Origin of the sequence: Rhizobium sp. MHM7A (genome assembly GCF_005862215.1) — a bacterium.
Classification (GTDB): Bacteria; Pseudomonadota; Alphaproteobacteria; order Rhizobiales; family Rhizobiaceae; genus Rhizobium; species Rhizobium bangladeshense.
Map to the genome: position 1 here is coordinate 49,006 of NZ_VCHT01000001.1, position 14,769 is coordinate 63,774.

At 54.1% G+C, this 14,769-nt stretch carries 15 protein-coding genes; 1 reads left to right on the top strand and 14 read right to left on the bottom strand.

The window, feature by feature from the left end; translation table 11 throughout:
* Positions 1–2 precede the first annotated feature (2 nt).
* The 10 genes from FFR93_RS00225 to FFR93_RS00275 form a co-directional block, all read right to left on the bottom strand.
* Positions 3–1,388, bottom strand: a complete 1,386-nt coding sequence (locus FFR93_RS00225; protein ID WP_138391326.1) for an SEL1-like repeat protein — start codon at positions 1,386–1,388, stop codon at positions 3–5.
* A gap of 48 nt (positions 1,389–1,436) precedes the next feature.
* Positions 1,437–2,198: a hypothetical protein gene (locus FFR93_RS00230; protein ID WP_138391327.1), complete on the bottom strand. Its 762-nt coding sequence runs from the start codon at positions 2,196–2,198 to the stop codon at positions 1,437–1,439.
* Positions 2,199–2,250: 52 nt separating this feature from the next.
* Complete coding sequence (locus FFR93_RS00235) at positions 2,251–3,285, bottom strand: hypothetical protein (protein ID WP_138391328.1); 1,035 nt, start codon at positions 3,283–3,285, stop codon at positions 2,251–2,253.
* A gap of 42 nt (positions 3,286–3,327) precedes the next feature.
* Entirely contained in the window at positions 3,328–4,092 is a 765-nt protein-coding gene (locus tag FFR93_RS00240) for a hypothetical protein (RefSeq protein WP_138391329.1), read from the bottom strand.
* A gap of 127 nt (positions 4,093–4,219) precedes the next feature.
* Positions 4,220–4,981: a hypothetical protein gene (locus FFR93_RS00245; protein WP_138391330.1), complete on the bottom strand. Its 762-nt coding sequence runs from the start codon at positions 4,979–4,981 to the stop codon at positions 4,220–4,222.
* Positions 4,982–5,097: 116 nt separating this feature from the next.
* A complete protein-coding gene (locus tag FFR93_RS00250) occupies positions 5,098–5,316 on the bottom strand; it encodes a hypothetical protein (protein ID WP_138391331.1) in 219 nt (72 codons plus the stop codon).
* Between the two features lie 646 nt (positions 5,317–5,962).
* On the bottom strand, positions 5,963–6,526 hold the full coding sequence (locus FFR93_RS00260; protein ID WP_138391333.1) for a DUF4272 domain-containing protein: 564 nt from the start codon (positions 6,524–6,526) through the stop codon (positions 5,963–5,965).
* Between the two features lie 155 nt (positions 6,527–6,681).
* The gene (locus FFR93_RS00265) at positions 6,682–7,689 is read right to left on the bottom strand and encodes a hypothetical protein (protein ID WP_138391334.1); all 1,008 of its coding nucleotides are present in this window, start codon (positions 7,687–7,689) and stop codon (positions 6,682–6,684) included.
* 393 nt (positions 7,690–8,082) lie between these two features.
* Complete coding sequence (locus FFR93_RS00270; protein WP_138391335.1) at positions 8,083–8,394, bottom strand: hypothetical protein; 312 nt, start codon at positions 8,392–8,394, stop codon at positions 8,083–8,085.
* A 135-nt stretch (positions 8,395–8,529) separates the two neighbouring features.
* Positions 8,530–9,018, bottom strand: a complete 489-nt coding sequence (locus tag FFR93_RS00275; protein WP_138391336.1) for a hypothetical protein — start codon at positions 9,016–9,018, stop codon at positions 8,530–8,532.
* Positions 9,019–9,208: 190 nt separating this feature from the next.
* Between FFR93_RS00275 and FFR93_RS00280 the strand changes: the two genes are divergently transcribed.
* On the top strand, positions 9,209–10,132 hold the full coding sequence (locus tag FFR93_RS00280) for a hypothetical protein (protein ID WP_138391337.1): 924 nt from the start codon (positions 9,209–9,211) through the stop codon (positions 10,130–10,132).
* A 410-nt stretch (positions 10,133–10,542) separates the two neighbouring features.
* On the opposite strand, the gene rpoD is transcribed toward FFR93_RS00280, so the two are convergent.
* From rpoD to FFR93_RS00300, 4 genes are all read right to left on the bottom strand, one after another.
* Entirely contained in the window at positions 10,543–12,570 is a 2,028-nt protein-coding gene (gene rpoD / locus FFR93_RS00285; RefSeq protein WP_138391338.1) for an RNA polymerase sigma factor RpoD, read from the bottom strand.
* Positions 12,571–12,750: 180 nt separating this feature from the next.
* Positions 12,751–13,272, bottom strand: a complete 522-nt coding sequence (locus FFR93_RS00290; protein ID WP_138391339.1) for a hypothetical protein — start codon at positions 13,270–13,272, stop codon at positions 12,751–12,753.
* 121 nt (positions 13,273–13,393) lie between these two features.
* Positions 13,394–13,741, bottom strand: coding sequence for a hypothetical protein (locus tag FFR93_RS00295; RefSeq protein ID WP_138391340.1), 348 nt, complete (start codon positions 13,739–13,741; stop codon positions 13,394–13,396).
* Between the two features lie 537 nt (positions 13,742–14,278).
* The gene (locus tag FFR93_RS00300; protein WP_138391341.1) at positions 14,279–14,764 is read right to left on the bottom strand and encodes a hypothetical protein; all 486 of its coding nucleotides are present in this window, start codon (positions 14,762–14,764) and stop codon (positions 14,279–14,281) included.
* Positions 14,765–14,769: the final 5 nt, after the last annotated feature.

A 14,769-nucleotide genomic window follows, 5' to 3' on the forward strand; every position in this document is an offset into this window, starting at 1 on the left:
GCTCAACGGGTCTTTCCGCTTGAATGGAGGGCATGAATGGCCCAATGCGTTAAGGGGCCGTACTGCCCATCGACGGCTCCCTCATAGTAGCCGCGCTCGACCAGACGCGACTGAAATGCTTTCAGAAATTCCGGAGGCCAATTCTCCCATCCGTGCTGGAAACTGAACTTCGCCCTTTCGTTCTTGCTTATCGCCAGTTCCGCGAGATCGACCGCAAGGTTGAAATCTCTGTTGACGCCAAGTCCGTGAGCGAAGAGAGACGCGAGGCTCAGATTGGAGGCGTCATCTCCCGCTGCTGCTGCCTTTTCATACCACAGCCCAGCATTCGAATAGCTACGCTCAACACCCTGGCCGTCTTGATACGTCACCGCAATAGTGATCATTGCATCGACATCGCCGTGCTCGGCCGCCCGTTCGTACCAGGAGATGGCTTCCCTTGCGTTCTGTTGGACCCCAGTTCCGTTCCTGTACATCAAGGCGAGATTCCGCATCGCGGTGATGTCACCGTTAGCCGCCCCTTTTTTATACCATTCGAGCGCGGTTTCATGCTCTGGAGGCGATAGGTTCTGGTGGGCCACGCCAAGCTGGGTGTACGCCTTAATATCTCCTTTCTGCGCTGCCATCAGATACCACCTGATCGCCTCCCGGACGTCCTTAGGTGTGCCATCGCCATCAAGGTGCATGCTTGCAATCGCGCTCAATGCGTCCACATTGCCCAAATCGGCCGCTTTCTTGTACAGGGCCATTGCCGCCTGCGGATCGCGCTGGACCAACCGTTTTGCAAATTTGAAGGTTGCTCTGGGGTCTTCCTGCTGAACACCTTGCTCTAGCCATTTCAGCATTCGCGAATAGTCCATCGGGACGCCTTCCCCTTTCTCATACAGGTCAGCAAGAACACTTGTGACCTCCGGCAGTTCCTTAGCGGCGAGTTCGTAGCATCTGATTGCCTCGGCATAGTCCTGCGGTACGTCGTTCCCTTTGAGATAGGCCTCACCCAGAGCCTGATAGGCTTTAGCATCACCGAGTTCGCTCGCCTTCCGATACCATTTGAGAGCGACCGGCATGTTGCTTAACTCGGACCGGTATAAATCTCCGAGTGCACGGTAGGTGAGGCCCGATTCCACGCTTGAGAACCAGCGGACGGCTTCGTCGAGGTTCTTGGCGACGCCATCCCCTGTCTGGTAATGGAGACCCATCTTCCAGGCGGCCTCTGGCTCGCCCGCCGCCGCCGCTTTCAAGGCTTTGGCTTGATCTGCCGCGTCCCCTTCCGTCGGGGTTTGCGCTGAGGTGTCTCGTTGCCCTTGTGGATCGGCAGCGAACACCAAGTTTGTCAGGTGAGAGGAACCCAAGAGAGTAAATGCCGCGAAAATTAGGGGAGCCTTCTTCATATCAAAACGACCTTTATGAGCAGGAGTGCGCTGCGCAGTTTCGCGAGTTTACTTGGGCAACACGCACAACAAGTTTGATCCGTCGCGCATGTCGCACACCACTGCCTTGACGAACCAAGGCCACCTCTGAGACGTGGCAACACTCGTTGTTGATGCGCCGGGATTAAGGACGCCTGACATCCCCCAGTTTCCCCGTGAGCTTGCGGGGTTGCAGTCCCCTTGCTGCCCTGTGTCGTGATAGCATGCCAGGACTTTGATGGGATAAGAACATTTGTTCCGTACAGTCACCCAGTCCCAGTCAAGCTTTCCGCGATTGGCCTTCGGCGTGATCTCGGCGCATTCCGAGGACCCATAGGGCGCGACCCGCTTCGGATTGAGGTTTACGGCGACCTCTTCCCCCTGCTTGCCGTTGAGAATCCGCTCCTTCGTCGAATTCGCCCAAAGGGGGTTCGGATCGACCTTTACTTTTTTCTCGGGGCCGGTCTCTCGTTGCACGGAATCCGATTGCGTGCTCGCTCTCGCCTTTGGTCTCTTCTTTACCAAACCGTAATACTCGTCATAGGACATGGCACAATCAGGGAATAGTTCGAGCATAATTTCATCGTTGGACCATTTGTCTCTAAGTACCTCTTGATTGGGGCCATTGCGGTACAGCCCTAATAAATTTACCCTGAAGTAAGAGTCGCGGCCATCACAGTCGGAAAAAGCTTCAGCCTGCCCTGCGGGCGCAACGAGTAACAGCACTCCTACAAGCAAGATTAGCCATGCAGCACTTGTTTGTGGAAAGTTGCTAAGTCCGATTTTCCCCATAATAGCCCCTCACATGTTCATTATCGCTGCTATCAACGTCCTCCGAGCATTTTTAGCGGAATTGATAACTCTGTACGCCACCCTTGCAGTCCTTGTTCCCGCGAAATCCGTCAGTGCAAAACCAGGTCTTTGTTTTACCAGGCCCGATCTGGTCCGGAACCGTCCAGCCAGCGTGCGTTGTGATGTGGATATTGTAGTGCTTGTCGCACGTGTTCTGGATCGTGTAGTCATATCTGGAGCCTCCGCTATACAATTTTTTGGTCGGCCCTGGATTCATAAGTACGCATGGCTCTTTTGTGACTGGGTTTATATCGTAGCCTGTGCTGCTGCTGTCTTGCGCCTTGCTCTTCGATGCCGTGCTTTGGAAGTTCGCTGTTTTTGAAGTGCCCGGTCTCTTAATGGTGTCGAACTTGCAGTCGCCGTAGCACGCACCGAATTCGGTTGAACGAGTGAGTTCGAGATGGGCAGCCTCACCGGGCAAAACTTCGCGGATGCATCCAGTAACGCAATCTTTGTCGTCCCAATATTTGAACCGGACCGTCTCACTGCACGAATTCCAGACTTTCGTCATCCCGACTTGCTTTCCCCTCTTGATGCAGTCGAGCGGATTGGCATGTTTTGGAAGTGATTTCGTCTTTGCCTTAGAACTCGATTTGCCCTTCCCTTTCGCCCAAGGATTGGTTTCACTGCGACCCACAGCAGCTTTTTCCATTGCCTCGGCGCTCGTCTTCCCCTCGCGTTGGCGGCGTTCATAGTCGTTCAGCCAACGTTTGCTTTCCTCCGCCTGGCGGTCAGCATCGTCGTCGCCCTGGTTCGCTAGGCCCTGAATGATCAAGCCCAGCCCGGCACCGATTGCCGCCGCAGCCGCAGCTTTGTCGTCGCTGGAGCCGTTACTCACAGCACCTCCAGAGCCGCAATTCTTGCTGGTGCCGCCATGGGCCGGGGCAAGCTCACAGCGGGCCATCGCCGTTTGAGGATATGCAGCTACGCATCCCAGTGACAGTATCCATATGGCAACTGTTGCTTTGTGGTGTAGGAGCCTCTGCACACGAGCAGGTGAAAACTTGTCGAAGCGATGCGTTGCCATATCAAACGTCCTCCTCATTGCGAGCGACACTGCGAGCCAAGCTCATTTATTTTGTTCCGTCTGTGTGAGAATCTTTCTGTAATATTTCGCAGATGCATGGAGGAACGTGACATACCGCTCTTTGAAACCTCGCTCCTGAGCAACGTTGGCGGCATTTTTGTTAAGATCGGTCATCCCCGCCCAGTATGCAGACCAGTGCCCCTCACCTCGGGGCAATCCTTGCTCGGCTTCCCTGTATGGGATGGTGATTTCCTCATGGAAGCGAGCCATTTCGTCCGCTTCGCGGTCGCCAAATTTTTTCCGTGCCATTTCAATGTAATCGGACGGAGTCGATGGCCATGTAGGATCAGGCGGGACCGCGCCGTCTGATGAAAGGCTCGGGTGAATTTCATCGCACAAGAAGGCGGCAAAGAAGTTATTATCATCTGCCATGCCGCGACCTTCGTTTACGATATGATAGGTCAGGCGCGCGTTCAGCCTGTTGTGAAGTTTGTTTTGGCGAACGATCCAGGTGATCGATCCGCACATGTCGCGCGTATCGTAAACGTTGATATAACCTGCCGCTTTATAGTAATCATTTAAAAGTAATGCCGTATAAATTACCGACATGGCTTCATTGTAACACTTGATATGTTGGTCGGAGATTGATTTTCCCGTGCATCTGTTCTTGATGAAGACCTCGGCCCGGCGCATGATCTTCTTAGCGTCGGCCTCAGACATGGGAATGTTATATCGTGGCTTATCTGCCGCAGAGAGTGAGCCTGCCGCGTAAAACAATGCTAGTGCAGAAATGACACCCAGACGCATAATGGCCCCCGCCAATACTGACCTTAAGAGCTAACGCGAAAACGAGACCGGTTGAATACCCCACTTGGAGGAGAGCCTCACCTCGACCGGAGCGATTTTAGACAAGTGAATCAAGACCATCTGAGTTTCATCGGGGATTCTGCTCCGATATGGTCAGCATGCGTCGCCAATACTCGGTGGAGTTTTCGAGAAAGGTCACATAACGCTTACCGAATCTGAGCTGCTTTGCGGCCTGCGCGGCATTTCGAGTTAAATCGAGGACGGCGGCATACCTTGCGGAATCTTTCAAGGTAATAGCGTCCTCTGTCTCTTTATAGGGGGTGACGATCTCCTCGTAAAAACGGGCCAACTCGTTTGACTCACGGGCTGGGAAGTCGCTGCGCGCGATATCGAGATATTCAGATAACTTCGACGGCAATTTCGGATTTGGGGGTACCGCTTTCAGCACGGTGGCGTATGGGTGAAATGCTTCGCACAGGAAGGCGTGCCAGAAGTTACCCGTGTCTTCGAGTCCGCGCTCTTTGTTGAGCAAGTAGTATGTCAACGGGCCGTTCAGAATGTAGGTATGCCTCGGTCGGCCGCCCTCCCCGATATAGGTCCCGCAATGATTGTATTGATCAAGGGCGTCGCTAAAGGGGTACACGGTGGCATAGTTCGCAGCTTTGACATAATCCTGGAGCTGGATGGATGTGTATATGACCGTTGCTGCGTAATCGTCGCATCTCCAATCGGGTCGCTTCTTCCCGGTGCACTTGTTTTTGACCCATAGCTCAGCTCTGCGCATCAGTCCCTTTGCGTCGGCATCGGACATCGGCACGTTGATCTTGTAGTCTGCCGCATATGCAGCCGTCGCTGATGTGATTGCCATGACAAACACGAATGCCCGCATCAAAAAACCCTCAAATGCAAAAATCGAAACCTGAGTTTAAGGTGAGCTTGCGGTGGCGCGCATACTCCAACTGGAGGTGAATCTGTGGTTTTGCACCTCTTGCTCGCATCTTTCCTTTAGAATACGGAACTTTTCGTTCTTAGTGTATTCAATTTGGGGCGCAGACCTCTCTCATTCCACTCAAGGATGGTCGCGAGGCGTTCCTTAGGTGTTGCCCGGCTCGCCATGATGATGGCTTCGCTGCGGTTGATCTCATACATTCCCATGTAGGCTTCGATCACACCTTCACGATGTCTCTTCGACCACCCAGAAAAGAATGCTGTCCTGCGTTTCATTGCGCCCCCTTTGTCTGACCGTCACATCATGGCAACCCACGCGTCGCTGCGCATACCCCAATTGCGTGAGACGTTCATCTCTGCGGAAGAGGATCGGCAGCCTGCCGACGCCCGTCACCGCGCCTTATGCTGCGACCCGAGCGATCACCAGTGACCGGCGCACCCGAACACTTCCGTTCAAGCTCCGTCGGGAGGCGCAAAGAAACAGTTAGCGTGATGCTCAGTTGGATGGAGGCAAATGTGAAAATCGCTGTCGCCGGAAGGAAGCTCGCTGCCGTAGGGGATCAGGAATCTATGTTCCCTCGTGACCAGGTGATGATCGCCGGGATGAAGGATAACTGAGAACCCTTCTCGGCCCTTCCTGACGGCGCTGTCCGGGATACGCTCGCAATCACCGCTAACATCAGAGCCATTGCAGCATGCGGGCGGGTACGTCCAGCGTTTGTTGCCGGGCTGGTGGGCGTGGCCGCTGGCAAGGAGGACCGTCGCGGCCACAACGATCACTTTCAAAATCAGAGTTCTCGTATAAGTCATCGCGACGACTCCAAACCCCTGTTGGAGACGCGGAAAGCAACATTCTAGCAAAGATCGTCAGGCAGCCACACTAACCCTTTTGGGCGACTGCCTCGGCCGAGCGGTTTCGATTTTAGGTGTCGGTGGAGACGTCGTCCCAATCTTCCGTTCCGATCAGCCAATTGAGGACATAATGCCATTCGTAGACGATCTCTGGATTGAGGCCCTGTGGAATCGGTTTGCTAAATAGCTCTGCATCTCGGACGGACCAGTGCAATCCGTAGACCTTCTCTGTCATGGCCGCGATTTCCTGGTGCGACCGCAGCTTTGCGCGTCGTCGCAATCCATCGGGGCCAAGTTCAACCATAGTCTCATCGATACGCCTGACATTGCAGATTTCCTTTGGGTCGCCCAGGTTGTCGAAGATTTCGAGCGCCCAAAGCAGGACATGCAGACATTCGTAGCGCCAGGAGAAGTACGGCAGAACCTGGGGGCTCGGCTCCGGCTCGCTCATGAAGGACTGTTCTCTGGGGGACAGGAATTCTGCGGCCCTGAAACGGTCGAGCAGAGCTTTGCCGATCTCGCCGTTGGTTACCGCGCGCCCCGCCGTTGCGAAAAGTGCAATGCTGCGATTGACGACTTCGGTTTGTGTGCGCAGCATCGGGCCAATTTCATTTTCCGGCTTGATCGACGGCATCGCGTACCCTGCAGTATCCTCTTGTATATAAAAGAGCTTTGGTCATCGGCGGATGTGATGCAACTATCTAGGTTGATTGATTAAGAAAGATTCACGCCATGGGGTAGGTGTCCCCCTGCCCCATTCGGTGAAGCCCTCGCCCACATCAGCGATGGTTACGCTGCTAATGAAAGGCTCGGCGGCCAGTTGAATGAGTACGAAACGCCGTCCGCTGCGAAATCGATGATCTCGATGTCGAGGGATTCGAGCAGAGACCGCTGGCGCATGTTCACGCCCGTCGGAATAACGACCATTTTCCGATATGGCTTCTTAAGGAGCTTTTCGTAGACAATGAGTTGTCCCGCTGCCTTGAGAATATCGGATGCGCCGTTGCTAGTCTTGATCTCGAAAAGGATTCGAGGACTTTTGCCTTTTGTGTAGAGGTCAGGGCCTAAGGACCCCACCCGCTCGCTGGCGAGGGAGAAACCTTTTAACAGAAGGTCGTCTTTCAGCGCCTGGAAGACAGCCGCATGAACTCTCTCGATTTGCTTGGTTCCTTGTGGACCAATCGTGTAAGGGCCAGTCGGTTCCTCGAACAAACCAGCTTCCTTCTGCACCTCCGCTTCTTCGGTGCCGTCATTGACCAATGTTCTAACCGTTTGGCAAAGATCAATGAACCTTTTTGTATCGGAAACGGTCACCAGTACATCGTCGCTTAAGCGAGCAACTGGGTAGCACGCCTGCAGAGTCCCGTCATCGTACTCGACGTCGACGATCTTGAACCCGGCGTCAGCTGCGACCGTTCTGTGCTCCTTCAGATTGACGCGGCTGAGTCCCACGTTGAGTTCGCCTCGATGTAATATCCAAATGAGCCCATCGCTATCCGTGGCAACTACGCCTTGGAACCGTCCAGGAGGTGCGCCATTCTCCGGCGGATTTACTTCGACCGCCAGATTTCTGGTCTCTCGGCCCCCAAGAGTAGTCCCAAGCGCATTCCAATAGCGATACCCGCCTTCTGTGCTGTTTCCCCGAGCACTTAACCAAATTCCGAGCTTCTCGACCCAGATCACTGCCTCATCGAAACCGTGATCAATACGTCCAAGTTGTCTGAAGGCGCTGGTCCATTTCTTAATCGCGTTCGTGACCTGTGATTTCGTTTCGACGGCTTTCATCCGGATCGTCATTTTTGGCCACCCTCTTCCAGAGTCAGCCTCAGACGTAAAGAGAAATCCACCGGAGTGCAAGGTTGAGTGCGATACTGATTTCAGGCTATGCGGGTATTTTGCGGTGCAAGGACACGATTTTATCGCTAGGTTTTCGCCAGCGGGCGAACTCGCCCTCCCGTGGGCCCGACCACCGCGCAAGCAAACAGAGCCCGTGCTCTTCTTGATCGGGCCCTGTTCCAAATGGCTTGCTGAAAATTGATGGATGTATTCCGTTGGTAGTACAGCTATAGCGCGATCAGATATGGCGAATAAGGCGGTTGATGTCTAGTAATCCAAAAGGATTATTCACTAGTCTCGATTGGCTGGATTCGAGGACAGGGGGACACTACCCCTGTCCTTTGCGTCTGCTACTCATTGTGTCGGCACCGGATGGAGTGTGAACAGAAGCTCGCTGAATGCCTTCTCGACGGCTTCAGCGCGCCAATCCCAGTCCCAGAGCATTCCAACCGGAAACGGAAGGTTCTTGCTCGTGACCGCCTCGCCGTCCTTCAGTCGCCAGAGTGCCACCATGGTTTCGCTTGAGCTTGGACGGTCAAACAGAACCAGAGCGAGATGTTCATTGACCACCTTGCCGGGGTGAGCTTTGACACCTCGGTGTGCGATGTTGATGTATGAGAGACCAAGACGTCGTTCGGCTTCGCAGATGGGCTTGTAATCAGTCATGGTCGCTCTCTTGCTTCTGCGCTCATTTGTGCAACAGGTTGTTGCACAAATCGTCTGACATCCAGGCATTCGTAAAGGTGTTCCGGTGCTTAAATGAATTTAGGCTGCGGCCTCAGATTTACAAGGAATTAGCGATTAGAGTTTTGGGGATCGTTCCTGGCGTAATTCCTCGATCAGATCAGGATCGATTTCAAATCTTACAGGTCGGTCTGCGTGCGCCCAACGCTGCAACGTCTCAATAATGCGAGAGTTGCCAGCGGCCTGGATGGCGTCCCTGATCTGCTCACTGGTGTAGGCTGGCTCGCCCTCGCGGGTCAGTTCGACGTGGAATGCCCTGCCCGCACCCGGTTGCCAGCACTCTCGGCGCAACGCAATGTTGCCCTCATCGAGTTCGGTAATATGGTATGCGAGACCAGCCTCTTCACAAGCTTCGGCGAGACTGCTCAAGCGTTCCCGATTTCCTCCCATGATCGAGATCGGCTTTCCAGTCGTGGCTGCATCGATGAGATGTTCGGTAGGTTCCTGATGTAGATGAACAGAGGTCTGGATCGCGTGTTTCAACAGATCGAAATCATCGCGGTCGGTGATTTTTCCAAAGAAAGTAAAGGTTTGTACCGTATTCATCGGGATATCCTGTGAACTGTTTCGCCGATGTTGTCGGTTTGGTTGGCCAGAGACAATCTCTTAAAGGCTTGCCGCGAAACGTTTTGGAGAGAGTTTCTCATTAGAAAAATCCGCTGTCGGATGAAAAGAGATGAAACTGGCTGGTCGGCAGGTCATACTCTGCTGAACGGTGTAGGAAGAAAAACTGAAAATGGATAATGAAGAAGCGTCCCTCGTAATCCGCCGCGCGCTATTTTTGACAGGCAGGACCGAGCATGAAGTCGTAACCTCAATGGAAGCGTTCAGAGACTTCGCGGCTCAGGTGCTCAAGCTCGCTATTCCTGAAGCGGTTACTCTCCTGGTGGGCTCATCTTCAATCAGGATGACGAAGCCCGGCACCAAGGCGGTCAGAACCATTACGCTCACAAACCATTTCGGCAGGCTTGATTCCAAGGTTCCGAAGGAAGGCCTGACTCCGTTCGTGGCTCACCTGAGTTCAATGGTCCGCATGAACCCGGACGCGGCGGAGCGGAGCATCGAGGACCTCCTGTCGGACGTCGTGCCCCTCCTGAAATCGAGCGCTTATGCGCAGGGAAATGCCAGGGTGGTGAGACAGGCCTCCTTGAATAACGGTCTCGATCCAGACCTTCATGCGAAACTGAGTTGGGAGGTGAATTCGCAGGTTGTAGCGTTTCCAGTTGTCAATCATGAGGGTGGTTATGAGTTCATCACGGGTGACAAGCTGGTGCCGTCGGGTCTGACGTCAAAGGAGATTGAGGCTATTGCGATCCAGAATGTCAGATCGGCTTATGAGGCACTTCCGCCCTCGGACTATTCCAAGGGATCGCGAGAATTCTCCGGCCTGGGTGGTTTCGCATCTGCGCTTGTCGTGGTTCCGGAGTTTCTAGAGAAAGAATCTGCGCAAGCGGGTGGTCCACTTTGCCTGCTGTCTGGGGACGCTGATCATCTCTATATCGTGCCATTGGCCAATGAAGAGTTTTTGGATTTCGTGCTTGGCCGCGTTGCCACAGGTGAACTGCGTCTTCCCGAAATCCCTCCCCTCGTCTACCAGGATGGCCGTTTGGAAGCTGCGATGATCCAGCCGGTGCAGAGCGAGCCCCTATTTTCCATCTGAGCAAGCGAATATGGTATTCGGTTACGGGCCATAGTAGGAGCAAGACCTGAAGCCCGGTGGTTTCCGGTCGGGAGAAGTCACCGTCTTACTGTGATCGACCACAAATCAGATTTATTGACGTCACAATGCTCAATGGGGCTAAGCAGAGGAAGGTTATTAAATTGACCGCGCTTGCGACGCCAAAATGTGGTGTAACAATCAGCAGAACAAGCCATATCGCCGTCATTAGGGCAAGAGGGAGTCCAAACATTCGCCGTAGTCCCAATTGCATGTATCGCTCTCCTAAGCATCCTTCAAGGTGACACCTCAGAAAGTCGCTAACTTCCAGCCTTCATTGTTGGAAGCGCTGTTTCACTAAATGCCGCAGCCGTGAGGGTCGAGGGCAGTCCCTGCCCTCGACCCTGGTTAAATCATTCATCCAGGAACGAGCGCAGCTTGCGGCTTCGTGTCGGGTGCTTCAGCTTGCGCAGGGCCTTTGCTTCGATCTGACGGATGCGTTCGCGGGTGACGGAGAACTGCTGGCCAACTTCTTCAAGCGTGTGATCAGTGTTCATGCCGATGCCGAAACGCATGCGCAGGACCCGTTCCTCACGCGGTGTCAGCGTCGAGAGCACCCGCGTGGTCTGTTCACGAAGGTTGGCCTGGACGGCGGCTTCCATGGGGGACAGTGCATTCTTGTCTTCGATGAAGTCGCCGATTGCGGAATCGCCGTCTTCGTCGCCGACCGGCGTTTCGAGGGAAACGGGCTCCTTGGCGATCTTGAGCACCTTCTGGACCTTGTCCACTGGCATCTTCATCACTTCAGCCAGTTCTTCAGGCGTCGGTTCCCGGCCCATTTCGTTCAGCATGCTGCGAGATGTGCGCACGATCTTGTTGATCGTTTCGATCATGTGGACGGGGATACGGATCGTTCGCGCCTGATCGGCGATGGATCGCGTGATGGCCTGCCTGATCCACCAAGTGGCATAGGTCGAGAACTTGTAGCCACGGCGATACTCGAACTTGTCGACGGCCTTCATCAGGCCGATATTGCCTTCCTGGATCAGATCGAGGAACTGCAGACCACGGTTGGTGTACTTCTTCGCAATCGAGATGACGAGGCGCAGGTTGGCCTCGATCATTTCCGTCTTGGCGATCTTGGCTTCACGATGTCCCTTCTGGACCTTCGCCACGATCTTGCGGAAGTCCGAGATGGAGATGCCAGTCGCGGCAACCATTCCGATGATGTCCGAACGAAGCTCTTCGATCAGGTGGCGGTCCTTGGTTGCAAATGTGTTCCAGCCACGGCCCGGAAGCTGGGCGACTTGGTCGATCCAGTCGGCATCCACCTCGTGGTTGGTGTAGTTTTCGATGAAGCTGTCGCGCTTGATGCCGTGGTTCTCGGCAAGACGGAGCAGTTTGCCCTCGTTCTGAAGCAGTCTCTTCGATATCTCGAACAGCTGTTCGACAAGGTTGTCGATCCTGGTCTGATGCAAGGACAGAGACTTGACGGCGGTAATCACCTCGTCCTTCAGCGTCTCGTAACGAGCGGCGTCGGCACCCGTGGGCTGGCCATTGTACTTGTCGTGAATGATACGCAGCTGCTCGTAGGTTTCTGCAATGGTGTCGAGGGTCGCTGAAACCTGCGGAAGCAGTTCCGTCTCCTTTGCCAGGATGGAGAGGTTGTTGTCGTCCTCTTCCTCGTCTTCTCCTCCGGAGGGACCTTCGCCGCCCACGTCAGTAATGTCTTCTTCGCCACCTGCCCGGGCTTTGCGCGCCTGTTCCCTTGCTTCAGCGGCCAGGCGGTCGGCTTCAAGCTGTTCTGCTGTCTTGAACTGTGGTGCGGTTTTCGCGTCTGGTCCCGAATACGTCGCATCGAGGTCGATGATTTCGCGCAGGAGCGTCGTGCCCTGCATTAGTTCGTCGCGCCAGATGATGATTGCCTGGAAGGTCAGCGGGCTTTCGCAAAGACCGGCGATCATCGCTTCCTTGCCAGCCTCAATGCGCTTGGCAATCGAAATCTCACCTTCACGCGTCAGGAGCTGTACGGCTCCCATCTCGCGAAGGTACATGCGCACAGGGTCGTCAGTGCGGTCTGTCGGTTCCTTGCTCTTCCCAGTGGCAACCGCCTTACCGCTGGAGATGGCGACCTCGGAGCTGCTTTCGTTGTCGTTGTCGGCCGCGTCTTCTTCGTTCTCTTCTTCCTCGACATCGTCGGCATCCACGATGTTGATGCCCATGTCGGAAAGCGTTGTCATGACATCCTCGATACCCTCGGATGTGACGTCATCTGCTGACAGGAGGTTATTGAGCGTATCCATCGTGACGTAGCCGCGCTTTTTGGCGGCCTTGATCATGCGCTTGACGGTGTCGTCGGAAAGATCGAGGAGAGGACGGTCGCTGGATTCGCCCTGCTTCGTTTCAACTTCATTGCTTTTTAACGCTGCAGATTTTGCCATGGCGCGGACCTTCCAAGTGATATGCTTTAATGAACCGAACTCATAGATAGAAGACGAGGGCAGGTTATTCAAAGCGATTGCGGGAAATAAGCGCCTGAAAATAATAAAACTCAGTGAACGCCGATAAAGTTTTGTTTTTCGACGTTGAAAGCGCTAAGTTTTTTCCTTGAAAAATATGATTCACAAAGCCAAGGATTTGTCCTGTAGCCCGCATACTTCGATGTGAAATTCGCGTGCGGCGTCCCGATCCATCCACTCGGTCCATTTTCCGTCGATCAGCAATTTGGCTTCCGTGGCATTAAAATGGGAGCCTGAGAAGAGGGCTATATCGTCCCCTCCTCCCGCGTAGTTCCCCTGGATGCTGAAGCCATCATACTTGCGTCTGGCTGCGGAGAAGAATTCCTCGCGGTCGCCCACTTCGAACTCCTCGCCATCTATGTCTACCATCGGGTTGCGCGAGAGTTCATAGGTAGATTTTGTCAGAATGTTTTCTGCAAGTAGTTCACCTCTCAGCACAACCTGGATGTCATTCTCCGAGGTTCTGTTCCAGTTGGAGAAATAGTGAGCTGTGTCGATCAGGTTGGTCACAAAGACCACGTCGAGATCGGAAAATCCTGTATCGAGGTCGAAGAATGCGGTATCTTCAGCCTCGTCGATGTCGGTGACTTTCGACCAGAATGTTCCGTGGTAGTAGTGAGTCATGACAGTCTCCGAACTGAGCAGTATCTTTATCCATCGCTACGATAGAGACAACCGCCCTACCCCGGTGTAATGCGGTTCCGTCCTCTGGAGGGCTCGCCTCGGCAGTAGGTGATTGTCGTCCTCACATTCGATGGGCAGCAGCACGCAACGCTTCGAGTTGGGTCGCAATAGAGGGAAGCTTGTCTTCTCTCCAGTCGATGAGAATTCGGCGCTTCCCGATGTGATTGCTGTTCTTGACGAAGGTCATGGCGTCATCAAAGGGAATCTTCACGTCTTCTAGCCAGGTAATATCGGGATCGATAGTGAACTGGACAATCCGGCCGCCGCCCTTCGAATATCGAGAGGCGGTATTCAGGTTGGTTGTAGAGTAGATACCGGGACCACACTCGTATTGTCCCTTCTTGCTGGCTCGGATTTCCGGAGCGCCTTCCCATTTGTGGCCGCCATGCCAGGTTAGTAGTCCGCTCATTGTCTTCTCGCGTCATCGTGTACTTAATCCTTGTTACCCGGTGCGAGCGCATGAAACCAGTCGGTGTGCTTTGACAAGTGCGGGAGTTTTTCTGATGATCTCGGAAATGCATGAAGAGGGCCGGATCGTGTTCCCCAGTCAATATTTCGAAACGGCTGAACTGCTGTGGTATATCAACCATGTGCTGGAGCAGTCCAACACACTTGCGGTCAGGAACTCAGCCAATTCCGGGCTCGCCTTTCCGGACAGGCAGTTATTGTTCACGGCTAGATTTACCAGAATGCTGAGCGGTAGCATGCCTTCGAAGCGAATTTGGTCGCGCAGTTCATAGGACCTCTGAAGGTCATCCTGGAGAGCGCCGTGAGTTTCGTCATGATCACGAAGGAAGGATCAGGGCGCGTGCTCTCATTCAGGTTGCCGAGAATAAGGATTACGACGAGGTCGCGACCATTGCAGTCAAGGGATATGCAGAACCAAAGCGTGATGTGATCCCGTTCGAAGCGGCACGTGAGCCTGGGTTGTCTCTTTGAACGCTTGTTAGCGACGCGGTGACGGTGAAATTTCGTTGTTCAGCGTTAGAAGCTGTGGGCTGATGTCTGACAGGCAGGCTGCAGTGCCAGTGATCGAGATTGCGATTTTGGCTGCGGTCGAGGCGGGGTCGATGAGGTGCTCGATTTCCAGGAAGCCGTAATCATCGGCGAAGGCCATGAGCGGCTCCAGATTTGGCTTGCACCGTAGGTCAAACATCCCGCCCACATATCGGGCTCCCTTGTCAGCGAGGCTCGCAAGGTCGGCAACCAGGTTGAGCTTGCTGATGTCGATTTCGAACCTTGCGAAGTCAGCCCACTCTGTCTCTTGGAATGCTTTCAGAAAATCGGATTCGAGGGTGGTCAGGTAGATCGGGTTTGTTTCATAGAAATCGAGCGTCCATGCAACGCCACTGTCTGTGGCAATAGCCCTGCCGACCTTCAGGCCTTCGCGAAGAATATCGTCCACATTGTCTGGATGGGTGAAGTGAAACATCGCCG